Below are 25,396 nucleotides of genomic sequence, written 5' to 3' on the forward strand. Positions count from 1 at the left end.
CAGATCTACTCTTCCGGCTCCAGAGCTTCCAGCCAACGATTCTCCGAACGGCTCAAATGCTGGCGCATTGAGGTTTGCGCGCCGAGCACGTCTTTGCTGGCCACTGCGCGAAGTATCGCCTCATGCTCGATTACCGCAGCCTCCCAGGTCAAAGCGTTCTCTGAATGTTTGCTCAGGTGAGCCGAAATAGGGTTGTGTCGTTCATCGAACAGACCGGTGATGATCCGCACCAGCGCGGAGTTGCCACTCATTTTCGCCAGGCGATGATGAAATTTGCGGTCGTCCTCCAGGGGCGGCAGGCCGTTTACGATGCTGGCACGCATGGCGTCAATACATTCCTGCAGATAGCGATAGTCGCTTTTTTTGCCATGCAGACAGGCCAGAATCACCGACTCACCTTCGATCAAGGCGCGGGCCTGCATCAGTTCCGAGGGGCTCTCGCCCAGGGTTACGGTCTGGTTTTTTCCGGCGATGGTCAGAGCCCGGACATACACTCCTGAGCCCATCTTGATTTCAACGCCGCCCTCTATTTCCAAGGCGATGAGCGCCTCACGAAGTGACGGTCTGGAAACGCCGAGAAGTTGCGTCAAATCGCGTTCGGGGGGAAGCCTGGAGCCCGGTTTGAAATCCCCCTGAAAGATGTAATCCCGAAGTTGGTCGGCGATTTTCTGGTACGGCTTTCGCTCAGCGGAGTTTGTCGGTGAGGCCATCGGTACGGCGTCCATCAGATAGTTGGCGAAGGCTACCATAGTGACTGGCTGTCCGTTTCACATCACTGCGCCGATCTGCCAGGGCAGGAACTCGTTATCGCCCAGGCCGTTTTCTTCGCTGCAGGTGTGTCGTCCGGAAGCGGTGTCCAGCATCAACTGGAACAACCGCTGACCGGCTTCTGCCACCGACTCCAGGCCATCGACAATACCTCCGGCATTGAAATCCATATCCAGTTCCATGCGTTGGAACAAGCCGGTGTTGGTGGCGATCTTCAACGATGGCGTGGGCTTGCAACCGTAGGTCGAGCCACGGCCAGTGGTGAAGCAGATGAGATTCGCACCCCCCGCAACCTGACCGGTTGCCGACACTGGGTCGTAGCCAGGCGTGTCCATGAACACCAGTCCGTGGGCATCGATCGTTTCAGCGTAGTGGTAAACGCCCATCAACCCGGTAGTTCCGGCTTTCGCCACCGCGCCCAGGGATTTTTCCAGAATGGTGGTAATGCCACCGGCCTTGTTGCCAGGCGAGGGATTGTTGTTCATGTCACCGTCGTTGTGGCGCACGTAGGCTTCCCACCAATGGATCCGCTCCATCAGTTTCGCCGAAATATCGGCTGATGCGGCGCGGGCTGTCAGCAGGTGTTCGGCGCCATAGATTTCCGGTGTTTCCGAAAGAATTGCAGTGCCGCCCTGACGCACAAGCAGGTCTACCGCAGCCCCGAGTGCTGGATTGGCGGTAATGCCTGAGTAACCATCCGAGCCGCCGCATTGCAAACCGACGCTGAGATGGCTGGCCGCAACGGTAGTGCGCCGGAAGTTGTTGATGATGGGCAACATCTCTTCAATATGGGCTATGCCACGTCGCACAGCTTCGCGAGTACCGCCCGCTTCCTGAATGATCAGGCTTGCCTTGAGCAGGGCTGAGCGATCCCCGAGTTCATTCATCAGAGGGGTCAGCTGGTTGACCTCACAGCCCAGTCCGATCAACAGGACACCGGCAAAGTTGGCGTGATCGGCGTACCCGCGCAAGGTACGTTTGAGGATATCGATGCCTTCACCTTTCGCACCCATGCCACAGCCGCTGCCGTGAGTGATTGCAACAACGCCATCGACGTTGGGGAAGTCTTTCAGGCGCTCGGGGGAAAATGCGTTGGCGATATGTTTGCAGACGGTTGCCGAGCAATTGACACTGGAGATAACCCCGATGTAGTTGCGCGTGCCGACGCGCCCATCATCGCGGACAAAGCCTTCGAAGCTCGCCGGTTCAGTGCTGAGCAAAGTGGGTGCATAGATGTTCTGCACGCTGTGTTCGGCGTTGGTTGTGGGCATGTCCAGGTTGTGTACGTGGACATAATCGCCGGACTCTATGCCTTGGGTCGCCAGGCCGATGGTCTGACCATACTTGAGCACCTGTTGGCCAGGCGACACCGGGCGCAGGGCGATCTTATGGCCGGACGGAATCTGCTGTCGGGCGATCAGCGCGATACCGTCGGCACTGAGGTGTTGCCCTGCGGCGATATCGCCTCGGGCCACGGCGACATCATCACCGGGTGTCAAAACAAGCAAAGATTGCCTATCGCTCATCATGCTGCTCCTAACACTCGATGATTGCTTTGACGACGCCTTGTTTCGGGTCGAGCAATGTGGCGAACGAGCTGGCAACGTCGCTGAGCGTCAGTCGATGGGTATTGAGGGCGGCATCCGGAATCAACCCGTTGCGCAAGCATTCTTCTACATGACGGAAGTCTTCCTTGGTGGCGTTGCGGCTACCCATCAAAGTGGCTTCACGCTTGTGAAATTCGGGGTCGGAGAACGTGATGGAGTCCCGAACCACCGAAATCATCACATAAGTGCCGCCGTGCGCGATGAACTCGAACCCGCGCTCCATTGCCCGGGCATTGCCGGTGGCATCAAACACGACGTCGAAAAAATCACCCTCAGTGAGCTCAGCCAGGAGCTCCTTGTCGCCTTCGCCGATTTTCACAGCCGCGTGAATCTTCAGGTGTTCCTTACAGAACGACAGGCGATCGTCACGGGTATCCAGGACAGTGACTTTGGCACCGCGCAGGCTGGCAAAGATCGCCGCCGCCATACCGATCGGGCCGGTGCCGACCACCAGTACGCGTTTATCCGCCTGGACACTTGAACGACGTACAGCGTGAGCACCGATCGACAGAAATTCGATCATCGCGGCCTGATCAAGGGAAATTCCCTCGGCCTTGTGGACGAATTCGTGGGGAATGCTCAGGTATTCGGTGAAGGCTCCGTCGCAGTGAACCCCTAGTACTTGAATGCGGGTACAGCAGTTGGTCTTGCCCTGGCGGCAGGCGATGCATGTGCCGCAGGAAAGATAGGGCATCACGTACACGACATCACTCACGTTGAGGTCGCTGGCGCTGTCGGTTTCTTCTACAAGCCCGGAGAACTCATGGCCCATCACGCGGGGGTATTCGAGGTACGGCTGATTGCCGCTGAAAATATGCAGATCGGTGCCGCAAACCCCGACGCGCTTGATGCGGATGAGGATCTCTCCTGGCTTTCTGACCGGTTTGTCACGCTCGATGGCAGTTAACGACCCTGGTTCGTTACAGATGACAGTCAGCATGTTGATGCTCCTTGGCTGGCGCGCAGGCGACGGATGTCGATAAGCGGGAGAGGGCACCGAGCGCCCGGCTGGCGGGGAATCTACACATTCTGAGGATCTCTTTTTTGTTGTAGGCGGACAGTGGCCCGCTCGGATGATCAAGACCCAAAAACTACACGCCGAGGAAAATATTGGCAAGACCAATTTATAAAAATGAAAATTGGACAGACCAATCGGTAATTATGGGATCAGTCCTGACTTGCGAACGAATTATTTTCAGGTTTGACGCCATGCCGGATATCAGCATAGATTGCTCGCTTGTGTTTGTTTGTGCTTGTTTATGCAGGGTTGGTAATCAATGACTTCACCCCACGAAGCGTTTCCTGGCGAACGCCAGCAGTTGATCCGCGAACGTCTTTCCCGTTTTGGCCGGGTGATTGCGGCCGATCTGGCCGTTGAATTCAATGTGTCCGAGCATTCGATACGGCGCGATTTGAGTGCCCTGGCGGTAGCGGGGTTGTGCAAACGCGTCTATGGCGGCGCAATTCTGTTGCGCGCCGATGAAGGACCGCTCGCCATCCGGGTACTACAAGGCTCTTCGCGTAAGGAGAGTCTGGGGAAAGCGGCGGCCTCGCTTTTGAGCGCAGGGCAGCATGTCTTCATCGATGCCGGATCGACAAATCTGGCCATCGCCTGCAGCATTGATCCGCAACTTCCGTTAACACTCACGACCAACTCGCCGTTGATTGCAGCGCAACTGATGAAGCTTCCCCGCGCGGAAGTAATCATGTTGGGCGGGCGCGTGAATTCGGTAACGGGAGGTGTGAGTGGTCTGAGGGCTGTCCAGGAACTGCGGCAGTTCAACTTTGATCTGTGCTTTCTAGGCGCTTGCGCCATCGACCCGGACAACGGCGTGACAGCGGTCGGTCTCGAGGACGCCGATTTCAAACGCGCGATAGTGGCAGCGAGCGGTCAGGTGGTGGTGGCCGTGACTAACGAAAAACTGTCCAGCGTTGCGCACTATCAGGTGGCGCCCTGTGAAGAGGTCGCCACGTTGGTGGTGGAGCACGACGCGCCCCGCGAGCGGCTAGGCCCCTTCTTTGACCAGATTGCCAATGTCATGACCGCGACCGCCGAGCAGTGGTCCGAGAGTGAAATGGCTAACTGATAGGCAGGCATGAAAAAACCGCCGAGGCGGGTTGTTTTTCATCAATCCTCCTAAGCCGATTAGGGGCGGGCGCCAAAGCCTTTATCGCTGCTGGAAGGCTATTTTTATGGCCAGCACTATTGATGCACCCTGTTGGGAAAAACTTTCGCCTTCATGAGTGGCTGTGTACTATCGCGGCTGGCCGATGCTGCCCGCCGCTCGCTCCCGAAAGGAAAGGTGAAAGCATATTTTCCCAAACCCTATCGCATCTCTCTTGATAGTCGAGGTTTGGCAACGCGAGCACCAAAACGCTTCGACCCCAGGAGAAGTAATGATTTCAATCCAGAAAGCCAAGCAGATGGCCAAGAACCTGCGTGCTTCGTTAGAGAAGCGTGAACAGGAAGTGTCTCACTCCACTGCACTCGAGCTGGTTGCACAGCAACTGGGCTACAAGGACTGGAACGTCGCATCGGCGATGCTTGCAGATGAAAGTAGCCAACACGCTATTACCTTCGACAAGGCAATTCCGATATTGCGCATATTTGACGAAGCCAAGGCACGCGAGTTCTACGTTGATTTCCTGGGTTTCAGCGTCGAATTTGAGCACCGGTTTGAAGCGGATCTTCCGCTTTACCTAGGGATCAGTCGAAACGGGCTTCAGTTCCACCTATCCGAACATCATGGCGATGCGAGCCCGGGGTCGACGATCTTTGTCCCGATGCAAAATATCGAAATGCTTCGGGATGAGTTACTTGCCAAGCGTTACGGCTACGGACGTCCGGACATCGTCCAGCAAGGATGGGGACAGGTTCTGGAAGTTTACGACCCTTTCGGTAATCGGATTCGGTTTTGCCAAAGCTGATTTTGCTGTGAGATTGGGTCGACCTGATCCGCCCTGGACAGGTCGGCCCCGTCTCGGTTTCAAGCGCCGTGGCTGCGGTCATACCCATTGACTGCAGGTGCAATCCAGCCTTGAGGTTGACGAGCTGCCTCGTAGATTTCCACAAGGAGGGGATAGCACTTTGCTGTGTCCGATGAATGTTCTGACGAGCAATCGCCGCCGGGACAGGCTGAAAGGCAACCAAGAAGATCCACCTCTGCAAAAAACTCCAGGTAATCGCCAGGGCGCACCGGGCTGGCCTTCATGAAGTATTGTCCTGTGTCCCTGGTAAAGCCCGTGCACATGAAGACATTCAACACATCATGAACATGGGCTTCAGCCTCATGCAGGGGTATACCGGTTGCCTTGGACAATGCGCGGGTAAGGTTCGAGTGGCAACAGTGATGATATTGCCCGCCATTGCTCAGTAGATTGTGGGTGTAAGGATCACAGCGAGTCCCGATCACGTCATGTACCGAGCCGCCGAACTCATCGAAACCATACCAGTCCAGGGAGTCATGAGTGATCGTGGCAATCGGGCGTAGATAAGGGAAACTCGAATACAGCTGATCGCCGAGGCCAAGATGTGTGCCATTGAGCGCGCGTGTTTTCCCGGTATAAAACCGCTCGTTCAAGTCGTGCGCGTTGAACAGGTTCAGGTCACCCACTTGCGACCCTTCGGTCGAGACAATGCGAAAAAAATGTCCGGCCGGCACGGTAAAAGTCGCAGCATCACGAGGAGGAACTGTCACGGTCTCGATCAGCCTCAAGTCGTCCCGAACCTTACGATAACTGGAGATATCAGGTCGTGGTAAACGGTCAACCGGGTAGCAGATGACGGGCTTTACGGCTTTGCGTTGAGCAGCGTCTATTGGCGCTTCTGTCATAGGGGTTGGCTTCATTCCAGTCTCCGTTTATATGGCCCGGCTCACGCCGCTGGTTGTCCGGTACATCTGCGATGGCTAGGTGCGGGAGAGCAACAGTTTTATTCCAGCAGCTCCAAAGACCAGTGCCAAAGTGCCTTCAATCCATCGTCGCGCCTTCCGATATCCCCGAATCATCGGCTCGGTGGAGAAGACGATTGCGTACCCACAAAAAATCGTGACGCTAAGCACCGCGCAGCCAGCCAGGATAATGACGACCGTTGCCGATGACGCTTGCGGTCCTAACCCAAGGGTCATGGTAGCGATCCAGCCGAGCAGCGCCTTTGGATTGGTGAGATGCATGAGCAAGCCCCGCTGATAGAGCTTGAAACCAGAGGTGCTGGGCGCCGCCTCAAGCGCTTTGGCGAGCTGCTCATTGGAATTAAGTGCCGAGCGACCCGCCTTGATGGCCAGGAAGAGTAGATAAACGCCCCCCACGACCTTGAGAACGCCAAGCGCTTGTGCATATTGCGTCAGCACGGCCGAGACACCCGTGGCGGCCATCGATCCCCAGAAAAACGAACCGCTGATGACCCCTGTCGCCAGCAGGAGCGCGGCACGTCTGCCTTGGTGCATGGCGACGCCCATGATCCGCATATTGCTGGGCCCAGGACTTGCTGCTCCCACGATATACGCCGTAAATACCAGCAGCAGGTGATGCAAATCGAATGACATTGATGGTCCTTCACTGGAAAACACGCCAGTCAGCAGCTCGAATTGCAGCGACTGCACGGCGAAAGGAATGATGCCGTAAGAATGCCTCAGACGAGTGGAGTACGTCACGGTTCTGTTTTCAGGAAACGTCGGCCGTGGTCTGCGGTGGGAACCTGGCAACTGTCGTACCTGCCGAACAGTCGGTAGCGATTCAGGGCGATCTTGTCGTACATCCAGTCGCGCATCCTTCCCGGCACAATTCGCGCACTCCTCATCCAGCGCCAAGGCGCAGGCAAGCGAGCGAGGATCTGGAACATCGCTTCCGAGCGGACGAAGAACTGATTATCGCTGACTAGAACGATGGTATTGAAATCGTCGGTGGGCAGACCGGCCCATGCCAGAAGTGCCTGGCCTTCTGGCGACTGGACTGCGGCAAGCTGGATACGGTGTGCCTGATCGTGGCGAATGATGAATTTCGCCCAGCCATTACACAATTTGCAGGTGCCATCGAAGAGAACGACGGTCTCGCCGGGATTCAAAAACGGCGCAGGGCGTAGTGCTTCAATATTCATAAGGGTGGGTAAGTCCTGTTGTTGCTTTTAGAGGAAGTGCACGTGAAGCACTCAACAGCTTACTCATATCGAACGATGCCGGATGGTTACGGCATCCTTCCCTTATTGATTCGCCTTGCACCGCCCCAATTCTGCTCTACCTGGCGTTCGGCACAGGCAACGGTGGCGTACGAGGCGGAATCAACCGCTTGCTGCCCGCCGACTCGAAAGCCGAGGCGAAGCGCAACAGATTCGAATCGTCGTACGCGCGCCCGGCAAAGGTCAACCCGACCGGCATGCCGATGTCGGCCATCACACCCATTGGGACAGTAACGGTAGGCACACCCAAGTGGCGAATGGCGAGATTGCCGTTGGCAACCCACACGCCGTTACTCCAGGCGATATCCGCAGATTGCGGATCGACATCGGCATTCGCCGGGCCGACGTCGGCCACTGTCGGGAACAGCACCGCGTCCAGGCCAAGTTTGTCCATCCAGTCTTCCAGGTCGACGCGTCGAGTCTGCTCCAGGCCCCGCAGGCCATCGGGCAGGGTAGGGATCTGATTCCAGGGCGTGATACCGCGCTCCGCCATGCGCACGTACTCGTCCATTCCGGCGGCGAGGTCGTCCTCACGATTGGGCAGCGTGCCGGGATCGTGAGGAAAAATCTTCGCCCCGTCGACGTCGGCCAGACGATTCAAGGCTGGATCACCATTGGCCTGCAGGAAGTCATCAAAAGCCCAAGCCGACAAATCCCATAGTTCATGATGCAGGAATTCTTTCGACACAAGTCCGCGAGTAAATACGGTCGGCGCGCCGGGCCGATCCCCTTCGCAATTGGAGACAAGCGGGAAATCCACCTCTAGCACTTCAGCGCCAGCCGCTTCGAGTGCCTTGCGGGCGTCCTGCCACAGATCGATGACCGAGGCGCGGGTGATGATGCGTTGTCCGGTAGGGCCTCCGATGCCTGGCTTTTCTGCAGTGCCAGCTTCGGGATCGGCGTTGATGTACATGCGCGGCACGCCGAAGCGTTTGCCGGCCAGTGCATCGCGACTTACCGCAAGTTCGGCATAGGCAGCGGGGCGCACCGACGCGACGCTCGGGATCGGTACCCAAGGCTGCAGTCGCCACAAATCGCCGCGCGTGTCGGGATCTTCCGCGACCACGACATCCAGCACTTCGAGCAAATCTGCCATGGTTCTCGCGTAAGGGACGACAACGTCCATGGTCGGCGTCAACGGCCAGTTGCCGCGCACCGAGATCACGCCACGCGAAGGGGTGTAAGCGCAGAGACCATTGTTCGAGGCCGGGCCTCGGCCGCTGGACCATGTTTCTTCAGCCATGCCGAAAGCCGCGAAGCTTGCGGCGGTTGCAGTCCCGGCGCCGTTGGATGAGCCGGACGCAAAGGGCGCAGTCAGAAAGTCGGCGTTATACGGACTCTCCGCGCGGCCATAGACGCCGCGTTGCATTCCGCCGTTGGCCATGGGCGGCATATTGGTCTTGCCCAGACAGATTGCTCCGGCAGCACGCAGGCGGCTGATAGTGAAAGCGTCACGCTGAGCGATCAGGTTGACGAAAGCAGGGCTGCCCGAAGCGGCGGTGAGACCTTTGACCAGATAGCTGTCCTTGGCCGTGTAGGGGATTCCATCGAGCGGGCCGAGAGTCTCGCCTTTGGCCCGACGACTGTCGGACGCCCGAGCCTCTTCAATCGCCTCCGGGTTGCGAACCACCACTGCATTCAGGGCAGTCGCTGTATCGGCCCCGTCGTAAGCATCAATCCTGGCCAGATAGGCCTGTACCAGCTCGACTGCGGTTGTCTGCCCTGACTCAAGCGCGGTACGCAGCTTGGCTATGGGTACCTCTGTGACTTCGATCATTAATCAGTACCTGGTTTTCTTAGCAATAGGTAGCTTCATGGCGTGTGCCAATGGAGTCGGCACAAGCGGCTATATCGCTGGATTGATGCGAGTTTATTCGAATTGGCTTAGAACATCTCGGCTTGAAGGTGATCCAACTTCGCAGATTCACTCTTTGCAGCCCAGCCTGTGCTCGGTTAACGTCGCCGCTGGTTTCATTTGACGCGGACATTGACCTGTCGCGCCACTCTAAGGACGAGACAATGGCTTACAAATCCAGCTCCATAGCAGGCGTTATTCGACGTCTGAATCGGGACTATTACCTCCCGGCTATTCAACGACCTTATGTATGGACACCCGAACAAATTGTCCGCCTGTTCGACAGCCTGCTCAAAGGGTACCCCATCAGTTCTTTTCTGTTTTGGGACATAGAGCCCGCGCAGGCCCACCGATGCCAAACATCTGGAAGCCGTTCAGGCGATGCATCGCTGGCTCGTAAAAGCATTGCTGGCCAGTACTTTCGGTGGTTCGTCAGACGGCACCATTAGCCAATCGCGCAAGATTATCCAGGAAAGCCTGGCTGTCTCCAGCGAGTTTCCGGAGCGAGCGCTGTTGATTGGCTTGCGCAGGCAAAGCCATATCGACTTCACAGACCTGCGCAGCCTGGATGACCTTCTATCGCTGAGATACCAGGATAAGACGACTTTCTTCGCGCTTTCCTTGCTGCACCCCGACAAACGCTGGGGGAATGTGCAATACCATGTCGATCACATTTTTCCTCAGGCCAGCCTGACCAAAGCGAAATTGGTAAGTGACGGCGTGTCGGAGTGGGTAGTAGAGGGCTACCTCGAAGGCAAAGATCTTTTAAGTAATCTGCAGCTGCTTCCGTACCGGGACAACATTGAAAAATCAGACCAGCCGTTTGAAAGTTGGCTTGGCGGACGTAGTCCAACGTTCATCAACGAGCACACTATTCCAGCTGTTGCTGAGCTTTTTCAACCCAATCGATTCCTGGATTTCCTCAAGGCGCGAGATGGACTACTGAGAAAGCGCTACGCCGATATTCTTGGGTTCGCCGAATATGTTGAGTTGGCAGAGGACCTTGAAGATGGTTTGGAAATTTCCGCTGATCTGGAGGTCGAGGGCGTAAAAAAGTAGCCGGCTCGTCGCTGATGGTTCCACAAGCACGGGATGGTTCCGCCTTCTCCCCTGCACTTCGGGGGAGGAGCGGCTTTACCGTTGGAAGCAAAGGCGACGAGCAGAAGTTTGATGATTTCGTTCAGGCATTGGCTTACCTGAAGTCGCAACCGTCCGCGTGCTGGCGTCGCCCTAACGGACAAGGTAATTGGGGTATCGTAACGGCAGTGCGTTGGGTTGAACTCACGGCGGTTACGCCTTGCGAGTGAACCGCTCATCTACAGTTCCCAGCTATGCGATAGCCCGCCGCCTGAGCTTCAGACTCAGATTCAAACGACATCTGGTTTTTCGCTGCAACTTTGTCGTAGCCCGGACAGCCATGGGACAGGTGATACACGTGACTGTTGCGGTTGCCAATGATCGCGCCACTTGACGCTGAGCGAGTGACAGGTACCTGCGGTTGTGGCTGCGAAGCTCGGTCCGGGATCGAGCTGACTACACCGTCACCGACGGTCTTGTAGCCTTGTGTCCAGGTGCGGTCGTTGGTCACGAACGGGTTGGGGTGGCCCATGATCGCCGCAATCCTGGTGTTGCGTTCCTTTTCCCAGGGCGTTACTGGAAACTGCCTGTCCCAGGCCATGAACAACTGTTGCTGCTGACGTGACATGGTCAAGTTGTAACGGTCGAACATGTAGAACGTCGTCCTCGCTACCAATCCTTTCACTTCATCGCGTGGCTCGGCTTCGCGCTGCTCGAAGTCGACTTTGGTCTTGCATTGACCATACTGCGGCGCAACTCCGGCAGCCATTCCGTAGTTGAAATTACTGCGGTCGCCGTTGACTTCACCCACCGAGGGGTAAAGGTTGAACAGGTCAGCTTCCATGGCTTGAAACACCGGATCATCACTTACACAGTGTTCGCGACCACCGTTCTGCCAGCACTGCCGCTGATGGCCGAATGTCCATGCCGGAACGATGTGCTCCCATTCGGTTCTGTCGGAGCGGTTTTCTTGCTTTCGGGCTTGAAGGCCGCAGGAAGCAGCATCGATACGGCCACCCGATTTCCCCACCCATGTCCATTTGCAGCCGCAATACAGGTCACCCTGCGCACTGCTGGCCTGGTCGAGATAGACCTTCTGTTTCGCGATGATCTTGGCTTCGGAAAAAGTAGATGGAGGGCTTGAGAACGCGGGGTTGATGACGGCGATGGACAGCAATAATACGTAACGCAACAAGTTCATGAGTGAGCATATTCAAGTTTCAGGTGCCGCATTGTACTCATGTTCTAGTTGAGGATTGGCTCACAATCGCTTTAGGAGTTGCTCAAGCGTTCCGTGTTCCCAGGTCGAGAGCAGTGCGATTGGGTCGGTACCGTATCGGTCGCCATTGTCGAATGACCACCGCCTGCCATCTGGGCTGACGCACTCTGCGCAGTAGCCGAGCTCATCGCAGTCGTTGTAGATCGTGATACGCCAACCGTCGACGACAACGACGAACAAGCCGGTATGGATCTCACCCCTGGACTGATCGCATCCCTTGGCCATGACGCGACGCTCGAAAGTGACCTCGCGCAGGATATGGCAAACCTCCCTTGCGGTCAGCGCAGTGCGGGAGTCGTCAGTACGGTCGTCTACAGTCATTACATGTCCAGTCTCGGCCTTCAGCTGGTCAAGGATACCAATCTCTCGTTGCGGCAGCTTTAGTGGCTGAAGACGGCCGTCCCAAGAAAGTGGATGGGTGAAGCTGCGTCAGAGGACCGTGAGTACGATCTTGCCTCGAATATGACCACGTGCCGCTCGCTCGTGCGCCTGGCTCGCCTCGGCAAGCGGGTAGGTGCTGTCGATCGCGACGCGCAGAGTCCCTGCTTCGAGCAAGCGACCGGCCTCCGCCAGCTGCGCGCCGCTGGACCGCACCTGGGTGGCTGAGACCGTGACGCCCAACTTTTCAGCTTCTTCGGCACCGGCGAAACCCAGGGGGAATATCGGGAACAAGGCTCCGCCATGCTTGAGCGTCCGCAGGAATCGCTCGGTTGTCGGGCCACCAACAGAGTCGATTACCAGATCGACATCACGCACGACGTCTTCGGCGGCAACCTGGGTATAGTCGATGAAATCATCGGCGCCGAGGTCGCGCAAAAATGCCTCGTGCTCGCCAGACGCCACAGCAATCACTCGTGCTCCCTTCCATTTGGCGATTTGCACCACGAAATGTCCCACACCGCCTGCGGCTCCGTTGACGAGGACTGTCTTGCCCGCCAGAGGTAATGGCTCATGCCGGTTCGGCTGGAGCGGATTCGGTACGTCGTGTCCCAGTGCGATCATGAATTGCCACGCCGTGAGCAGTGACATAGGTGCTGCAGCTGCATGCGCATGATCGATGCCAGTCGGCTTAAGCGCTACTTCCGACGCCGGCACGCTGACGTACTCAGCGTACGCTTTGCTCGGCCCAAAGCTGGGAAACCGAACCATCGAGTAGACTTCGTCGCCCTCGGAAAAATTTGTGACATCTGCAGCGACTGCCTCGATTACGCCAGAGATGTCTGTCCCCAGAATGATGGGGAAGGACACTTGCGGCTGCCATTCAGGTGGCAACATCTTATATCCGTCGCGCAAGTACCAGTCGGGAGGATTGACCCCCACCGCGTGCACGCGAACCATCACCTCTCCAGGCTCTAATTCGGGGATCGGTGCATCTTCGTAACGCAGAACCTCGGGGCCACCGAACGCATGTTGGCGAACCGCTTTCATCGTTTTGCTCATAATCACTTTCTCCCGAGCCATGGGTAGGCTAAAGTTACCGGAACACCGCTCCAAATATATGGAGCACTGTTCCGTTTTGTCAAGAATGGATTTATGAGAGCTGACGCGCAAAAAAATTACGACCATATCCTGACGGTCGCCCGCGACGTATTCACGGAGCAGGGCGTTGATGCATCGATTCGTGATGTGGCCCGCAGAGCGGAAGTAGGGCTAGGAACTCTGTACCGGCATTTCCCGACCAGAGAGGCCTTGTTCGAAGCCTTGCTGCGCACGAGTTTCAATGCGTTGACGATTCGAGCCGGAGAGCTTGAAACGGTAGAACCAGCCGATGATGCACTTGTGTCGTGGCTGGGCGAAATCGTCGCAGTTGCACGCAGTCTGCGCGGGGTTATTGCGGTGATGGTGGCCGCCATCGAGGAGCCAGAGTCTGCATTGCATGCTTCATGCGTCACCATGAAGGCGTCAGGAACGCGTTTATTGGGCCGAGCTCAAGGCGCAGGATTGGCGCGGGCCGACATAGACGGCGCCGATCTATTCGCGCTTGTCGGTGCGCTCACATGGATCAACGATCAGCCCTCACTTGCGGCCCGCGCCAACCATCTTTTCGATGTCATCTCCAGCTCGATTCTGCTGAGTCGCGGTCGTGCCATTGATTGAGAAACCGTTCCGGGCTAAGGAACGTGTCGGCTTTTCGAACCGCGGTCAGGCACGCGGGGTTGCTTTATGCCCCAGTACTTCTGCATCTCGATGAACAGGAAAGAGGCCGTCCAGGTGATTAGCACCAGGCCGGTAAGGGCTTCGAGACCGGTGAGGAACTTGAGCGGGCCAATCGGCGAGATATCACCAAAACCAATGGTCGTGTAGGTGGTGAATGAAAAGTACACCGAGTCCATGAAACTGCCGTCAAAGTTGCCGGTGAGCTTGCCCAGCCTTTCGGTCTTGTTCATCAGGTAATAACCCAACGCAAAGACCCAGACTTCAATGGCATGGGCTATCAGCGCGCCCATGACACCGAACACGATTCTGAATCGATGCCAGATTTTCAGCCTGGGCAGGAGCAGGTTCAGGCGCAACAGGCACTCGTAGTGGATGAACACAGCGGTGGTTATGATCAGCATATTGATCAGGGTGACGAGGATCATGGGAGGCACTCAGCTCGGTGTTCTTGCGTAACCATCTAGTCAAAGATGAAGTTCAACCAGGCTTGCTAACAGGGAGAGCTTCCTCCGGGCTGTCCCGGTTGGCTGCAGCCCATCGGTTGCGGCCCTTGCTTTTTGCCGCGTAGAGGAAGGCGTCGGCAGCTTTGATGAGCCCGTCGGCAGTGGCGTCTTCGGATCCCGGCAAGAAGGTAGCAATGCCGGCACTTGCGGTGACCCTACCAAGTGGATGATCGCTGTGCTCAATCCCCAGCAGACGGATATTGTCCAAAATCGTCTGCGCTACGCGGTAGGCTCCAATACTGTCGGTCTCGGGCAGCAGCACCGTGAATTCTTCACCACCATATCGGACTGCTAGATCCGCCGGTCTGTTGAGAGACTGGCGAATGGCCTCAGCTACTTGACGCAGGCAGTCGTCGCCGGCGGAGTGTCCGTATTCGTCGTTGAAGCGCTTGAAATAGTCTACGTCCAGCATGATCAACGCCAGCTGCTTCCCCTCGCGTTTGGCGCGGCTGATTTCTTTGGCCAATACCAGATCCAGCATCCTGCGATTGCCGAGGCCTGTCAGACTGTCTGTCAGGGCCATGTTTCGGACGGTTTGATGGACTCGCCGGATTTCACGTTCCATCGCCGTCCGTTGCCGCAAATGGCCGAGCACCACGAAGCCAAAGACAGCTAAACCTGTAACCAGCACCAGCAGGACTATGCCGGTTTTGATCAAGTCACGACGCCATGGCCCGACGAAGGATTCCCTCGACAGACCTGCTTCGACTACGAGAGGGTATCTGCCTACGGCACGATAGCCGTAGAGGCGATAGGTGCCATCAACCACGGCCTTGACCTCTGCCACACCCTGGTCGGAAACGGGAAGGTGGTTCTTGAATATCTCGCTATCAGCGAGGCTCTGCCCAATGACCGCTGCATTGTACGGCCGCCGCACCAGGATCGTACCGTCGCGTAGGGTCAAGACCAGCGCGCCTTTGTCATCGATTTTGAAGTCACCGTAATAATCGACGAAGTAGCTGACTTTGATGGTACCCAGCAGGACCCCGGCGAACGATCCGTCGGGGTTCTCCAGACGACGAGAAATGGGAATGATGGGCTCGCCGGTTGAGCGGCTATTAACGACCTTGCCGATCCGGACGTTTTGATCTTTATGGGTGCGATGGTAGATGAAGTAGTCGCGGTCAGCGTTGTTCGCGGCTTCAGGATTGACAGGCTTATCAGTAACGATCCATTCGCCATCAGGGCCGTAAATGAACAGGCCGTGTAGCTGGGGCATGATCTTGGCTTGCTGAATCATCAGTGCGTGTATACGGGGCACGTCGATATTCGCGATGCCATCGCCCTCTACGCGTTCACCGAGCGTGGCAGTCAGAAGATCAACCTGCCGAACGGCGTCTTCAGCATGCTGGGCCGTAGCACGTGCCAGGTTGGACGCTGAGTCGCGAGCTACGGCGAAAGCCTGCTGATAATCTCTCCATGCTCTCCACCCTTCGACAGATAGAAAGGTGATGATCACCAACGCAATGAAACACACCGTCAGGCGAAATCCAGACGCGGCGCGGCCTGCACCTAACATCAAGGGCTCGGCGGAAGCGTCCGATGAAACTTCTCTCTCTTTGCGTCCCGGCATCGAGATACCTCAATGGAAAAAACTGCGAACCGCCACACAAGGGCGAGCGGACAATGGTGTTGATCAGCTTAGGGCCGATTAGCTCCTGGTGGTTAACGACTGTGAAAGTTGCAGGAACACGTTTGAAGGAAGAGCGGAGAAACCTGGATCTTTTGGCGAATGCTGGAGTATTGGTTCGATATTAGGCGAGGCAACTGCATGATTAGGCCCGGGCAGCTGCCGCAAAGTGTGGAGACTGGCCAAAAGACTCAATCAGGAGTTCGGTGAGGACCCGTATCTTCCGTGCGGGATGCTGGCCTGGCGGGCGGATGACGTAGGCTCCAGCGGGTGGTGGTGGATAGCCGGTCATAATCGGCGCGAGCGCCCCGGAGGTCAAATGTTCATGGGTGAGACAATCCGGCAGGTACGCAATCCCCAGTCCCGCTGTTGCGGCGGCGACTAACGCTGTGCCGTTGTCGGCCTTGAAGCGTCCTTGGGGTCGAACCGTGATGATCTTGTCGCCATCCATGAATTGCCAGGCTTCGGTGCTCTGCATGAGGGCTTCATGGTCAACGATATCCTCGGGCGTCTCGGGTGACCCATGAGCTTTTATGTAGTCAGGACTTGCGACGAGCTTCGTGTAAATCGGGCCGATGCCTCTTGCAATGAGGTTGGAGTCCGCAAGATAACCAACCCGTATCGCACAATCGAAACCCTCCGTAATGAGATCTACAAAGCGATCGCTGTAGCAGGTCTGGATTTGTAGCTGGGGGTGGCGTCGCGCCATTTCCGCGAGCATGGGGGCGAAATGGGTAGGGCCGAAAGATAGTGGCACGGAAATTCGCAAGCGGCCGCGAAGGGCGCCAAGGGGCAGGATCGCTTCCTTGGCTGCGTCGACCTCGGCACAGACTCTGGCCGCATAGTCTCGGAAAGTGCCCCCGGCTTCTGTGAGAGCTGCCCCTCGGGTGGATCGTGCGAGCAGCTGCACGCCAAGTTCTGCTTCAAGCCTGGCAAGCCGGCGACTGACTATTGATTTGGACACTCCCAGGCGGACCGCCGCAGACGAAACTCCCCCAGCATCAGCAACCTCTACGAATGTCTGTAGCTCTTCGATATCCACGTGAGTGTTCCCCATTTCGCAACACAGCTAGTCTCGGAATGCTACTACTGCATCGGCCTCGGGAACAGCACAATCCTGCCTCCTGGCAACGTCATCACTGGCGCATGTCCCCAGGAAAACTAAATCGCTCTCTACATCAGAAGAGGCGCTGTCAGGGTCTTGCCCATTCTCCCGGACGGACTCTGGCCCTTCCACACGCGTGCATCACCACCAATAAAAGGACCTTCCAATGACAAGCGAAATTATCCGCGACCCTCATACCGACCAACTCTTGTCGCCCGAGAACTCGGCGCTCATCATCATTGACTACCAGCCGATCCAAGTCTCCTCGATCCGTTCAATGTCGCGCGAGGAACTCATCTTTAACATCACGAGCGTCGCCAAGGCAGCCGTCAATTACAACCTTCCTATTATTCATTCGACTGTCAATGTCGCGACCGGTCGCAACAAGCCGCCCATCCGGGAGCTACAGGAGATACTCGGTCATCTGCCGACATATGACCGCACCTCGATCAACAGCTGGGAAGACACCGAGTTCAAGCAGGCGGTCAAAGCGATCGGCCGCCGGAAGCTCATTATGACCGCACTCTGGACCGAAGCCTGTCTGACGTTCCCTGTGCTCGACGCGATCCAGGAAGGCTATGACGTCTACGTGCCGATTGATGCGGTCGGTGGCACATCGCCCGTCGCACACGAAGCGGCGTTACGCCGGATCGAGCAGGCGGGCGCGAAGCTCATCAGCCGTGTGCAGATGTACTGCGAGCTCCAGCGCGACTGGTCGCGCGAATCAACCGTCCCCGGCTTTATGGGCGTCTTTGAGAACTTCGACGGTTTCAACGCCGAAAAGACAGTAAAGGAAGCGACCAACGACACCTCACGTAGCTGACAAATGATGGAGGTGGCGGTTGCGAACGCAGCCGCCGCCACCTTCATTCAGCCAGGAGGATGGCCAAGGCGATGTCCGGCATAGGTGAAAGCAGCCGGTGGCAGTTACCACCGGGAGCCTGGGCTTGTGCACCAGGATGTCAGTGCGGGCTGAATCACTGTTTCTATGTCACGGCAATTGCCGCCTCTGGCCGATAGCTGCCGGTTGCGACTGGCTGCGTTCGACCGATTCCGTTGAAAAAGTGTGCCATGGTTTCTGCGGCTGAAAAATCCGCGTCCGAGATTGAAATCTTTACTTTTAGCAGAGGTTTCCAGACGCCAGATTTCACGTAGCTACGCGTAAAAATCGCGTTTTCACAAGCCAATGTTCAGGCAGTTTTGGATGGCCGTTTTTTTCAACAGAATCGACCCAAAGCTGACGGTGGCGACAGGCAGAAATCGACCACTGCCAGACTGAGCATGGCGGATCGCACCACGGATCATCAGCACATGAAGCTGGTCTAGCGCACCGCCCGGATCTGGACAAGCCTCTACATCAATGCAACCAATGCAACCAATGCAACGTCAAGTGGTGTCAGGCCCGTGACCAATACATCAACCCTTTGCGGATCGTCTTGGGTGGTATCTGTCCCGATGGCTTAGGGCCTGGGGCTTGCGTCCATCTCTGAGGCCAGCGCCAGTGCTTGCGTGTCGACATATTCTCGAATGTTCGTTAGCTTGCCATTTCGCACAGTGATGGCGAAGACAAAATAGTCCTCAAACGTCCTATTCGTGGCTTTGACTTTCCCGGTAGCGAAGCCGACGACCAGAACCCGGTCTCCCTGCGCTACGAACTCGGGGGGCTCTGGGGATGAAATTTCCATCTCTGCAGAAGCCTTCTGAAGCAAGTCTGCCAATCCCGCGTGCCCGCGGTGTGTGCCGGCCAACGGCCAGCCCTCTCCCGGAATGATCCACTCGATATCTTTGGCAGACAACGCCAGCAGACCTTGCCTATCGCCGCCGCCCATTGCTGCAAAAAACTCCTTCACAATCTGGATATTCTCTTGAATGCTCATAAAGACCTCTCCATTGCTCTTACATCGGATCGTGTAGTGTCGGTAATTCAGCCGAGGCCAAGTTGCTGCTGCATGACGGAAGCCTCGTTGTAGCAATGGAAAGATATGACCTTCCCATTTTCGAGGTGGAAAACATCGCAAGACGGGACATCTATCGTCTTGCCCGTGGGAGCTAGAGTCCCAGAAGCAAGCGCCAGATCACCTGTGTGCGTTCCCCGAATCGCGAGCTCGACAACGACAACATCTCCCGCGACGTGGATGTTCAACAACTCACGGTGCACATCGGGGAACGCGCTTACCAGGCCAGCGATAGAGTCACCAATGGCCTTCCCACGGAACTTCATGCCGGAAGCCATATCCCACATGTATCCTTCCTCAGAGAACATGGAAACAAACTTCTCGATATCCGTTCCTTGCCCCTCCGCGGAGGCACAGAGTTCTCTGATTATTCTTTCATTATTAAGCATCATCGCCCCTTTCCTTGATTATTAAGTACTATCTAATCGTCGAGGCAGGATCGCATCGAAACTTGCGATCACGACTCATCAGTCGAACTTGACAAGGTCCTTGAAGATCAGTTGACCCCAGCTATTTCCCCGCGCCTGCACTAGCAGCCCACCTTCCGAAAGCCCGCCAAGTTTGATCGGCGAGTAACCGAGTTTTTCCGCAAGCGCACCAACCTCTGCCGCGGCGTCGTCATCGTCGCTCGCGAGGAACACGACTCTCCTACCACCCTGTACGGCCGGATCTTGACCAAGGACGGCAGCACCCAAATGATTGAAGCCCCTGACCAGTCTTGCACCCGTGAAGGCCTGCGCGACGACTCTGGAAGAAGGCTGATCGCCCAGTTCCTCAGGGGACACGCCGTAGGCATTGGTCACATCGATGATGGTCTTGCCCTTCCAGGTCGGCAACGCCTTCGCGACATCCGGGTGTGACTCGAAACGGACCGCCAAAAAGACGATGTCCACCTTGACGGCTTCCGCCAGGGTTTTGGGAATGATCTCGGGTCCGATCGCGGCCGCAGCGGAGGCAAAGCTTTCCGGGTCGCGAGTGGTTGCAACGGATACTTCGATGCCGTTGCGGGCAAATGCCTTGGCTAGGGCCTGGCCGATATTACCGAAGCCGATAATTGCGTAGCTCATATATTCTCCTCAGGTTTACCACGCCCAGCGGGCTCCGAATATCGAATGGAGTGACCGGCCGGGCGCAGCGAGTCAGATTTGCGCCAGGCCGCCGTCGACGGCGACCTCGCTGGCGGTCATGAAGCTGCTGTCCGACGAAGCGAGAAAGGCAGCCGCCGCCCCGATTTCCGCCGGTTCAGCCATGCGCTGGAGCGGATTCATCGAGGCGAAGACTTTCATGCCTTCCTCGCCTAGCGCTTGCTTCGCGAGATCGGTCGCCGTGGGTCCGGGCGACAGCACGTTTACCCGGATGCCGGTGCCCTTCAGATCCTCCGCCCAAGACTTCGCGAGGTTGCGCACTGCTGCCTTGCTGGCGCTGTAGGCACTGAATGCCGGGGCGCCCGTGGTGCCGGCGCTTGATCCGGTCAGGATGATCGAACCGCCCTGGCCCATCAGCGGCAGCGCCTTCTGGACCGTGAAGATCGTACCCTTCACGTTGGTGTCGAAGGTTTCGTCAATGTGCTCGGCCGTGATCTTGCCGAGCGCAAGCTGGCTTCCCGCCCCGGCATTGGCGAAGACGATGTCGAGGGTTCCGCGCTCGGCCTTCACCGCCGCGTAGAGTCGGTCGAGGTCGGCCTCATCGGAAACCGAGCCCTTTACTGCGCGGGCATTGGGCCCGAGGTCGGCCACGGCGGCGTCGAGCGCTTCCTGACGGCGGCCGAAGATGAAGACGAAGGCGCCCTCATCGATGAAGCGCTTTGCAGCGGCGAGGCCGATACCGGTAGCGCCGCCGGTGATCACTGCGGTCTTTCCATTCAGTCTGGTCATGACGTGCATTTTTCCTTGGCGTTGTGTGCAAGCAGGGAACTGCTTGCTTGAGGCCAAGGATGCAGGCCTAATAACCTAACGACAAGTATGCACCTTTTGGTAAGTATCAAAAAATGACGACGACTTCTGAAATCTGCGGTACCGGCTGCGGGCTCAACGCCACGCTGCGCATCATCTCGGGCAAGTGGAAACCGCTGGTCCTGTTTTTCCTGCGCGACGGTCCGAAACGCTACGGCGAACTCAAGCGCTTGATCCCTGGCGTCAGCGACAAGGTGCTGATCCAGCAATTGAAGGATCTGGAGGCCGATCACGTACTGGCGCGGACCGACTACAAAGAAGTGCCCCCGCGCGTGGACTACACGCTGACCCTGCTCGGTCGCAGCCTGGCTGACGCGATCATCCCGCTGTGCATCTGGGGAACCGAGAACGCGGCGGAAATGGCAAACATCTTCGCCAAGCGCGACACTTTGCCCTAGCAGGATGCTGGAAAAACGCTGAGTTGGGCGACGCTCCGCATTCGTGTGAGGGCGGCAGGTTTAATTCTTCCGATCAGACTGTCAGGGTGCGTGGTTTGGATGCTCTGGCACATGTTTTAGACGAAAGCTGCAGGTCCGCTTCTGGCCGATTCTGTTGAAAAAGTAGATCTCCTGCCTGGCCTGCTGCAAAATCAGGTCATCGGCCAGCGGGAGGATTCGCAGCATGATGGGACAATTGTCGAGCGGGCAAGAGAGACTGTTTTACTCGTTCAACATTGAAGATCACATCCCAGCCAATCACCTCCTGCGCAACATTGATCGATGCCTCGATCTGAGCGATCTACGCCATTACCTCGCCGACTTTTACAGCCCGATTGGGCGTCCCTCAATTGATCCTGAACTGATGACCCGCCTGCTGATCGTGGGCTGCTACGGCATTCGCTCCGAACGCCGGTTATGCGAAGAGGCTCATTTGAACCTGGCGTACCGCTGGTTCTGCCGCTTCGAGCGCCAATTGAGCTTCAACGCCTGCCATGACCGGCTGACTGGTTTGCTTAACCGTGTATCTCTTGAAGACCGGCTTATTTTGGATTGTCACACCAGTCGTCGGCGTAAGCGTTGTCTGGCGGTGATATGCATTGATCTGGATGGATTCAAATCCATCAATGATTCGATCGGGCACTACTTCGGCGATCAAGTGCTGATTGAGGTGGCGCAGCGTATGACCCAGCAGGTTCGTCCCGGCGATACCATCGTGCGCATGGGCGGTGACGAATTTATCGTACTGCTGCCGGACCTGCTTCGTGATGAGGACGTTGTACCGGTGGCCGAGCGATTGATGGCCAGCATTGCCAGACCCTACTGCATCCAGGGCATTGACCTGCACGTGAGTGCAAGTATCGGCATTACCATGAGCGATGGTCACATCGAGCAGCCTATGCAGCTGATCCAGCAGGCGGACATGGCCATGTACAAAGCCAAGCAGCAAGGGCGCAACAACTTTCAGTGGTACACCAGCGATCTTAATCAGCGCGTTTGCGAGCATGCGAGCCTGCGCAATGACCTGCAAAAGGCTATCGAAACTCATTCGTTCAAGCTGCGTTATCAACCGCAGATAGACGCGCGCACGGGTCGGGTGGTCGGGATCGAAGCGTTGCTGCGCTGGCAGCATCCGGAAAAAGGATTTATCTCACCCGCAGTGTTTGTGCCGGTGGCAGAGGACAGTGGTCAGATCATCCCGCTGAGCCTTTGGGTACTCGATACGGCCTGCGCGCAGCTGCACCAGCTAGGCGAGCAGGGCATCACGGGCATCTCGATGGCGGTGAATATTTCGCCGATGCATTTTCAGCGTGGCCAGTTCGTTGAGTGTATCCAGACAGTGCTGGGCAAGCACGGACTCAGCGCCGGGCAGTTGGAACTGGAGATTACCGAGTCGCTCTTGCTGCATAACGTTGAACAGGCGATCGACACGTTGCACCAGCTCAAAGCCCTAGGTGTATGCATTGCGCTCGATGATTTCGGCACCGGTTTCTCCAGCCTCAGTTACCTCAAGCGATTGCCCATCGACAAGATCAAGATTGACCGCTCGTTCATCCAGGAAATCACCACCGACCATCACGATGCCGCGATCACCCAAGGCATCATTTCCATGGCCCATCACCTCAGCCTGACGGTTGTCGCCGAAGGCGTGGAAACTGCGTCTCAGGTGGATTTCCTGAAGGGCAGTCGTTGCGATGTTTTTCAGGGGTATTACTTTGCCAAACCGATGCCCTATGCAGAAATCGAAGCTTTCCTAAGCAGTTCCGCGTCCCATCCCTGACCGGCAATTCTGTCTGGTCCCAGTCCTGAAAATCAGACGCTAAGGCAAACTTTCAGACCTCAACGCAGAACTCCCTCTCCCCAGGCAAGGCGCTTCCTGCGCCTTTCTCACACACTCGGCTCTAACGCTATCGCGCTGCATAACAACAAGAGCCGCGAAAAAATGACTAGTTTCCAACCTGCTACCGAAAGCCAGACCGGCGACATCGGCGCCCGTCAGACCCGTGTCGAGGACGCCGCATTGTTGCGCGGCCTCGGCTGCTATGCCGATGACGCTGCAATCCCTCCGGGTACGCTACATGCGGCGATGATCCGTTCACCCCACGCTCGTGCGCGGATCACCTAGGTGGATTTTTCCGGAGCGCTGCTGATGAAAGGCGTGCACGGCGTGCTGGTCGGCGAAGACGTCAAACGCTGGGCGCTGCCGTTTCCGGTGGGTGTGCGTCAGCCGATGGAGCACTGGTGCGTCGCCGCGGACAAGGTGCGCTACGTCGGAGAGCCGGTGGCCGTGGTGATCGCTGAGAGCCGCTATCTGGCCGAGGACGCCATCGAAGGTGTGCGCGTTGAAGACGAGCCGCTGCCACCGATCATCGATCCCGAACTGGCCACCGCCGAGCAGGCGCCGATCCTGCACGAAGCAGTCGGCAGCAACGTGGTCAATGAGGCGGCGGCATAGGCGAGGACGATGCATGCGCCGTCACTGTGACCGAGCAAGACCACTTGCGGCAGTTGCAAGGCATCGAGCAATTGCCGCAGTTCACGAGGGCCGTCGCTGCTTAGGTAGCTCGGCGGACGCGGTAGGGTTACCGGGCTCGATTGCCCGTAACCCTGACGGCTGTAGGTGACCACACCGTAACCGCTGGCCAGGGCCAGGCGCAGGGGGAAGTCTTTCCATTGGTCAGCGCTGCCGAGGCCTTCGTGCAACAGTACAAGCCTCGGTCGCGACGGGTTAGCCGGAGGCAGTTGGCGATATTCCAAGCGCAGAGGCCCAAGTTACAAAAATTGTTGTGGCGACATGCTGAATCAACGATTGAACAAGGTTGCTCGCAGGTTACCGTAAACGTAACCCCGCATGCAGCACCACGCTTTGCTTGAGGTACAGAAAACATGCGTCATCTCGATGTTCAGGTGATCGACCAGGCACTGCAATGGGCTCGCGCCGGGCAGGCCCAGTGGCTGTGCACGGTGCTCTCCACCTATGGCTCGGCGCCGCGTGCGCCGGGTGCGATGCTGGTGGCCAATGGCACAGCCGAACACGTCGGCTCGCTGTCGGGTGGGTGCGTCGAAGAGGAGTTTCTCGAAAGTCTGGCGCGCGGTGAATTACGTGAACCGGCGCAGATCGTCAGTTATGGCGACAGCGTCGAGCAACGCCACCGTCTACGATTGCCCTGTGGCGGCGTGCTGATCGTGTTGGTCGAGCACCGCTCTGCCAGCCTCGAATGGATCGCGCACCTGGAGAGTCTGCAAGCGGCGTTACTGGGTCAGCGTCGTCTGCTGCGTCATGTCGACCTGAGCAGCGGCGCCCTGCAATTGAACGCGGACATCGGACACGGCAGTGAGCGAGTGCAGATTGTTGCTGAGACCGTACGCATAAGCGTCGGTCCGGCCTTGCGACTGATTCTGGCAGGGCTCTCGCCGGTCGCGGAAGTCTGCGCCAGTTTTGCCCGCGCCATCGGCTGCGAAGTCATCGCCTGCGACCCCCGGGAAGAGATGCTGCATGTCCAGCTCGAAGGCGTCGAGATGCAACGTGTGCTGCCCTCAATGTTCATTGCCGCAGGAGGTTGTCACGCGGCGACCGCGGTGGTGGCGTTGACTCACGATCCGCGAATCGATGATCTGGCGCTGATGGAAGCGGTCCACACCCCGGCGTTTTACATCGGTGCCATGGGTTCTCAGGCAACCTCGGCCAAGCGCGCCGAGCGGCTCAAACGCATCGGTGGTCTGACGGATGAACAGATTGCCCGTTTGCACATGCCCATCGGCCTCGATCTGGGCAGCAAGGCCCCGGCGGAAATCGCTCTGGCGGTGGTGGCCGATATCCTGCGCGTTTATCACGGGAAAGAGCGCCATGCCTTGTAAGGCGGTTTTTCCGACGAGCGTGGGGGCTGCGAAAGTCGAG

At 57.3% G+C, this 25,396-nt stretch carries 26 protein-coding genes and 3 pseudogenes; 11 read left to right on the forward strand and 18 right to left on the reverse strand.

Annotation, left to right across the window (positions count from 1 at the left end; genetic code table 11):
* Nucleotides 1-5: 5 nt before the first annotated feature.
* Genes AFK24_RS05580 through AFK24_RS05590 form a run of 3 tightly spaced genes read right to left on the reverse strand, consistent with a single transcriptional unit; the run spans nucleotide 6 to nucleotide 3,315 of the window.
* Nucleotides 6-710, reverse strand: a complete 705-nt coding sequence (locus AFK24_RS05580; protein ID WP_065832462.1) for a FadR/GntR family transcriptional regulator — start codon at nucleotides 708-710, stop codon at nucleotides 6-8.
* A gap of 57 nt (nucleotides 711-767) precedes the next feature.
* Nucleotides 768-2,294: a UxaA family hydrolase gene (locus tag AFK24_RS05585; RefSeq protein ID WP_139110452.1), complete on the reverse strand. Its 1,527-nt coding sequence runs from the start codon at nucleotides 2,292-2,294 to the stop codon at nucleotides 768-770.
* Between the two features lie 10 nt (nucleotides 2,295-2,304).
* Nucleotides 2,305-3,315: a zinc-binding alcohol dehydrogenase family protein gene (locus tag AFK24_RS05590; protein WP_065832292.1), complete on the reverse strand. Its 1,011-nt coding sequence runs from the start codon at nucleotides 3,313-3,315 to the stop codon at nucleotides 2,305-2,307.
* A 337-nt stretch (nucleotides 3,316-3,652) separates the two neighbouring features.
* Between AFK24_RS05590 and AFK24_RS05595 the strand changes: the two genes are divergently transcribed.
* Together AFK24_RS05595 and AFK24_RS05600 are read left to right on the forward strand one after the other, a co-directional pair.
* A complete protein-coding gene (locus AFK24_RS05595; RefSeq protein ID WP_065832293.1) occupies nucleotides 3,653-4,462 on the forward strand; it encodes a DeoR/GlpR family DNA-binding transcription regulator in 810 nt (269 codons plus the stop codon).
* A gap of 310 nt (nucleotides 4,463-4,772) precedes the next feature.
* A complete protein-coding gene (locus tag AFK24_RS05600; protein ID WP_065832294.1) occupies nucleotides 4,773-5,303 on the forward strand; it encodes a glyoxalase superfamily protein in 531 nt (176 codons plus the stop codon).
* A 59-nt stretch (nucleotides 5,304-5,362) separates the two neighbouring features.
* Here the strand turns inward: AFK24_RS05600 and AFK24_RS05605 are convergent, their stop codons facing one another.
* The 4 genes from AFK24_RS05605 to AFK24_RS05620 form a co-directional block, all read right to left on the reverse strand.
* Nucleotides 5,363-6,223 carry an urea carboxylase-associated family protein gene (locus AFK24_RS05605; RefSeq protein WP_065832295.1) on the reverse strand — a complete coding sequence of 287 codons (861 nt, stop codon included), beginning with the start codon at nucleotides 6,221-6,223 and terminating at the stop codon, nucleotides 5,363-5,365.
* Between the two features lie 60 nt (nucleotides 6,224-6,283).
* Nucleotides 6,284-7,027, reverse strand: coding sequence for a LysE family translocator (locus tag AFK24_RS05610; protein WP_240500340.1), 744 nt, complete (start codon nucleotides 7,025-7,027; stop codon nucleotides 6,284-6,286).
* Entirely contained in the window at nucleotides 7,024-7,470 is a 447-nt protein-coding gene (locus AFK24_RS05615; RefSeq protein WP_065832297.1) for a thiol-disulfide oxidoreductase DCC family protein, read from the reverse strand. The genes AFK24_RS05610 and AFK24_RS05615 overlap by 4 nt, the downstream gene beginning before the upstream one ends.
* A gap of 136 nt (nucleotides 7,471-7,606) precedes the next feature.
* Nucleotides 7,607-9,325, reverse strand: coding sequence for an amidase (locus tag AFK24_RS05620; RefSeq protein ID WP_065832298.1), 1,719 nt, complete (start codon nucleotides 9,323-9,325; stop codon nucleotides 7,607-7,609).
* Between the two features lie 242 nt (nucleotides 9,326-9,567).
* Between AFK24_RS05620 and AFK24_RS31960 the strand changes: the two genes are divergently transcribed.
* Nucleotides 9,568-9,852: a DUF262 domain-containing protein gene (locus tag AFK24_RS31960; RefSeq protein ID WP_080482060.1), complete on the forward strand. Its 285-nt coding sequence runs from the start codon at nucleotides 9,568-9,570 to the stop codon at nucleotides 9,850-9,852.
* Complete coding sequence (locus AFK24_RS05625) at nucleotides 9,785-10,462, forward strand: hypothetical protein (protein WP_170826290.1); 678 nt, start codon at nucleotides 9,785-9,787, stop codon at nucleotides 10,460-10,462. The genes AFK24_RS31960 and AFK24_RS05625 overlap by 68 nt, the downstream gene beginning before the upstream one ends.
* Nucleotides 10,463-10,715: 253 nt before the next feature.
* Here the strand turns inward: AFK24_RS05625 and AFK24_RS05630 are convergent, their stop codons facing one another.
* The 3 genes from AFK24_RS05630 to AFK24_RS05640 form a co-directional block, all read right to left on the reverse strand.
* Nucleotides 10,716-11,681 (reverse strand): endonuclease, encoded by a 966-nt coding sequence (locus tag AFK24_RS05630; RefSeq protein ID WP_065832299.1) that lies wholly within the window; start codon nucleotides 11,679-11,681, stop codon nucleotides 10,716-10,718.
* Between the two features lie 60 nt (nucleotides 11,682-11,741).
* Nucleotides 11,742-12,080, reverse strand: a complete 339-nt coding sequence (locus AFK24_RS05635; RefSeq protein ID WP_065832300.1) for a DUF7693 family protein — start codon at nucleotides 12,078-12,080, stop codon at nucleotides 11,742-11,744.
* A gap of 108 nt (nucleotides 12,081-12,188) precedes the next feature.
* A complete protein-coding gene (locus tag AFK24_RS05640; protein ID WP_065832463.1) occupies nucleotides 12,189-13,199 on the reverse strand; it encodes an NADP-dependent oxidoreductase in 1,011 nt (336 codons plus the stop codon).
* A gap of 93 nt (nucleotides 13,200-13,292) precedes the next feature.
* Here AFK24_RS05640 and AFK24_RS05645 point away from each other — a divergent pair, with 93 nt between their 5' ends.
* Nucleotides 13,293-13,856: a TetR/AcrR family transcriptional regulator gene (locus AFK24_RS05645; RefSeq protein WP_065832301.1), complete on the forward strand. Its 564-nt coding sequence runs from the start codon at nucleotides 13,293-13,295 to the stop codon at nucleotides 13,854-13,856.
* A 14-nt stretch (nucleotides 13,857-13,870) separates the two neighbouring features.
* Here the strand turns inward: AFK24_RS05645 and AFK24_RS05650 are convergent, their stop codons facing one another.
* From AFK24_RS05650 to AFK24_RS05660, 3 genes are all read right to left on the reverse strand, one after another.
* Entirely contained in the window at nucleotides 13,871-14,341 is a 471-nt protein-coding gene (locus tag AFK24_RS05650) for a potassium channel family protein (protein WP_065832302.1), read from the reverse strand.
* A 52-nt stretch (nucleotides 14,342-14,393) separates the two neighbouring features.
* Nucleotides 14,394-15,992, reverse strand: a complete 1,599-nt coding sequence (locus tag AFK24_RS05655) for a sensor domain-containing diguanylate cyclase (RefSeq protein WP_065832303.1) — start codon at nucleotides 15,990-15,992, stop codon at nucleotides 14,394-14,396.
* A 202-nt stretch (nucleotides 15,993-16,194) separates the two neighbouring features.
* Nucleotides 16,195-17,091: a LysR family transcriptional regulator gene (locus tag AFK24_RS05660; protein WP_065832464.1), complete on the reverse strand. Its 897-nt coding sequence runs from the start codon at nucleotides 17,089-17,091 to the stop codon at nucleotides 16,195-16,197.
* Between the two features lie 229 nt (nucleotides 17,092-17,320).
* On the opposite strand from AFK24_RS05660, the gene AFK24_RS05665 reads away from it, so the two are divergent.
* Entirely contained in the window at nucleotides 17,321-17,977 is a 657-nt protein-coding gene (locus tag AFK24_RS05665; protein WP_065832304.1) for a hydrolase, read from the forward strand.
* A 637-nt stretch (nucleotides 17,978-18,614) separates the two neighbouring features.
* On the opposite strand, the gene AFK24_RS05670 is transcribed toward AFK24_RS05665, so the two are convergent.
* The 4 genes from AFK24_RS05670 to AFK24_RS05685 all read right to left on the reverse strand — a co-directional run bounded on the left by AFK24_RS05670 (nucleotide 18,615) and on the right by AFK24_RS05685 (nucleotide 20,983).
* Complete coding sequence (locus AFK24_RS05670; RefSeq protein ID WP_065832305.1) at nucleotides 18,615-19,031, reverse strand: nuclear transport factor 2 family protein; 417 nt, start codon at nucleotides 19,029-19,031, stop codon at nucleotides 18,615-18,617.
* A 47-nt stretch (nucleotides 19,032-19,078) separates the two neighbouring features.
* Entirely contained in the window at nucleotides 19,079-19,501 is a 423-nt protein-coding gene (locus tag AFK24_RS05675) for a nuclear transport factor 2 family protein (protein ID WP_240500341.1), read from the reverse strand.
* Between the two features lie 75 nt (nucleotides 19,502-19,576).
* The gene (locus tag AFK24_RS05680; protein ID WP_065832306.1) at nucleotides 19,577-20,176 is read right to left on the reverse strand and encodes an NADPH-dependent F420 reductase; all 600 of its coding nucleotides are present in this window, start codon (nucleotides 20,174-20,176) and stop codon (nucleotides 19,577-19,579) included.
* Nucleotides 20,177-20,248: 72 nt separating this feature from the next.
* The gene (locus tag AFK24_RS05685; RefSeq protein ID WP_065832307.1) at nucleotides 20,249-20,983 is read right to left on the reverse strand and encodes an SDR family NAD(P)-dependent oxidoreductase; all 735 of its coding nucleotides are present in this window, start codon (nucleotides 20,981-20,983) and stop codon (nucleotides 20,249-20,251) included.
* Nucleotides 20,984-21,096: 113 nt separating this feature from the next.
* On the opposite strand from AFK24_RS05685, the gene AFK24_RS05690 reads away from it, so the two are divergent.
* From AFK24_RS05690 to AFK24_RS31855, 4 genes and pseudogenes are all read left to right on the forward strand, one after another.
* Complete coding sequence (locus AFK24_RS05690) at nucleotides 21,097-21,459, forward strand: winged helix-turn-helix transcriptional regulator (RefSeq protein ID WP_065832308.1); 363 nt, start codon at nucleotides 21,097-21,099, stop codon at nucleotides 21,457-21,459.
* Between the two features lie 223 nt (nucleotides 21,460-21,682).
* Nucleotides 21,683-21,961 (forward strand): annotated as a pseudogene (locus tag AFK24_RS31335) (transposase); the annotation flags it as partial.
* A 48-nt stretch (nucleotides 21,962-22,009) separates the two neighbouring features.
* Nucleotides 22,010-23,278: a putative bifunctional diguanylate cyclase/phosphodiesterase gene (locus tag AFK24_RS05695; protein WP_346424275.1), complete on the forward strand. Its 1,269-nt coding sequence runs from the start codon at nucleotides 22,010-22,012 to the stop codon at nucleotides 23,276-23,278.
* A gap of 162 nt (nucleotides 23,279-23,440) precedes the next feature.
* A pseudogene (locus tag AFK24_RS31855) lies at nucleotides 23,441-23,941 on the forward strand (xanthine dehydrogenase family protein molybdopterin-binding subunit); the annotation flags it as partial.
* Here AFK24_RS31855 and AFK24_RS29700 read toward each other — a convergent pair.
* Nucleotides 23,938-24,261: pseudogene (locus tag AFK24_RS29700) on the reverse strand (alpha/beta fold hydrolase); the annotation flags it as partial. The pseudogenes AFK24_RS31855 and AFK24_RS29700 sit on opposite strands and share 4 nt — an antisense overlap.
* A gap of 123 nt (nucleotides 24,262-24,384) precedes the next feature.
* On the opposite strand from AFK24_RS29700, the gene AFK24_RS05710 reads away from it, so the two are divergent.
* Nucleotides 24,385-25,356 (forward strand): XdhC family protein, encoded by a 972-nt coding sequence (locus AFK24_RS05710; protein WP_065832311.1) that lies wholly within the window; start codon nucleotides 24,385-24,387, stop codon nucleotides 25,354-25,356.
* Nucleotides 25,357-25,396 lie beyond the last annotated feature (40 nt).

The sequence above is a fragment of the Pseudomonas syringae genome, from assembly GCF_001698815.1.
Classification (GTDB): domain Bacteria; phylum Pseudomonadota; class Gammaproteobacteria; order Pseudomonadales; family Pseudomonadaceae; genus Aquipseudomonas; species Aquipseudomonas syringae_A.

Coding starts and splice junctions, on each gene's coding strand:
- AFK24_RS05580 (WP_065832462.1), bottom strand. CDS start 710: ATGGCCTCACCGACAAACTCCGCTGAGCGAAAGCCGTACCAGAAAATC.
- AFK24_RS05585 (WP_139110452.1), bottom strand. CDS start 2,294: ATGAGCGATAGGCAATCTTTGCTTGTTTTGACACCCGGTGATGATGTC.
- AFK24_RS05590 (WP_065832292.1), bottom strand. CDS start 3,315: ATGCTGACTGTCATCTGTAACGAACCAGGGTCGTTAACTGCCATCGAG.
- AFK24_RS05595 (WP_065832293.1), top strand. CDS start 3,653: ATGACTTCACCCCACGAAGCGTTTCCTGGCGAACGCCAGCAGTTGATC.
- AFK24_RS05600 (WP_065832294.1), top strand. CDS start 4,773: ATGATTTCAATCCAGAAAGCCAAGCAGATGGCCAAGAACCTGCGTGCT.
- AFK24_RS05605 (WP_065832295.1), bottom strand. CDS start 6,223: ATGAAGCCAACCCCTATGACAGAAGCGCCAATAGACGCTGCTCAACGC.
- AFK24_RS05615 (WP_065832297.1), bottom strand. CDS start 7,470: ATGAATATTGAAGCACTACGCCCTGCGCCGTTTTTGAATCCCGGCGAG.
- AFK24_RS05620 (WP_065832298.1), bottom strand. CDS start 9,325: ATGATCGAAGTCACAGAGGTACCCATAGCCAAGCTGCGTACCGCGCTT.
- AFK24_RS31960 (WP_080482060.1), top strand. CDS start 9,568: ATGGCTTACAAATCCAGCTCCATAGCAGGCGTTATTCGACGTCTGAAT.
- AFK24_RS05625 (WP_170826290.1), top strand. CDS start 9,785: ATGCATCGCTGGCTCGTAAAAGCATTGCTGGCCAGTACTTTCGGTGGT.
- AFK24_RS05630 (WP_065832299.1), bottom strand. CDS start 11,681: ATGAACTTGTTGCGTTACGTATTATTGCTGTCCATCGCCGTCATCAAC.
- AFK24_RS05635 (WP_065832300.1), bottom strand. CDS start 12,080: ATGACTGTAGACGACCGTACTGACGACTCCCGCACTGCGCTGACCGCA.
- AFK24_RS05640 (WP_065832463.1), bottom strand. CDS start 13,199: ATGAGCAAAACGATGAAAGCGGTTCGCCAACATGCGTTCGGTGGCCCC.
- AFK24_RS05645 (WP_065832301.1), top strand. CDS start 13,293: ATGAGAGCTGACGCGCAAAAAAATTACGACCATATCCTGACGGTCGCC.
- AFK24_RS05650 (WP_065832302.1), bottom strand. CDS start 14,341: ATGATCCTCGTCACCCTGATCAATATGCTGATCATAACCACCGCTGTG.
- AFK24_RS05655 (WP_065832303.1), bottom strand. CDS start 15,992: ATGCCGGGACGCAAAGAGAGAGAAGTTTCATCGGACGCTTCCGCCGAG.
- AFK24_RS05665 (WP_065832304.1), top strand. CDS start 17,321: ATGACAAGCGAAATTATCCGCGACCCTCATACCGACCAACTCTTGTCG.
- AFK24_RS05670 (WP_065832305.1), bottom strand. CDS start 19,031: ATGAGCATTCAAGAGAATATCCAGATTGTGAAGGAGTTTTTTGCAGCA.
- AFK24_RS05675 (WP_240500341.1), bottom strand. CDS start 19,501: ATGATGCTTAATAATGAAAGAATAATCAGAGAACTCTGTGCCTCCGCG.
- AFK24_RS05680 (WP_065832306.1), bottom strand. CDS start 20,176: ATGAGCTACGCAATTATCGGCTTCGGTAATATCGGCCAGGCCCTAGCC.
- AFK24_RS05685 (WP_065832307.1), bottom strand. CDS start 20,983: ATGACCAGACTGAATGGAAAGACCGCAGTGATCACCGGCGGCGCTACC.
- AFK24_RS05690 (WP_065832308.1), top strand. CDS start 21,097: ATGACGACGACTTCTGAAATCTGCGGTACCGGCTGCGGGCTCAACGCC.
- AFK24_RS05710 (WP_065832311.1), top strand. CDS start 24,385: ATGCGTCATCTCGATGTTCAGGTGATCGACCAGGCACTGCAATGGGCT.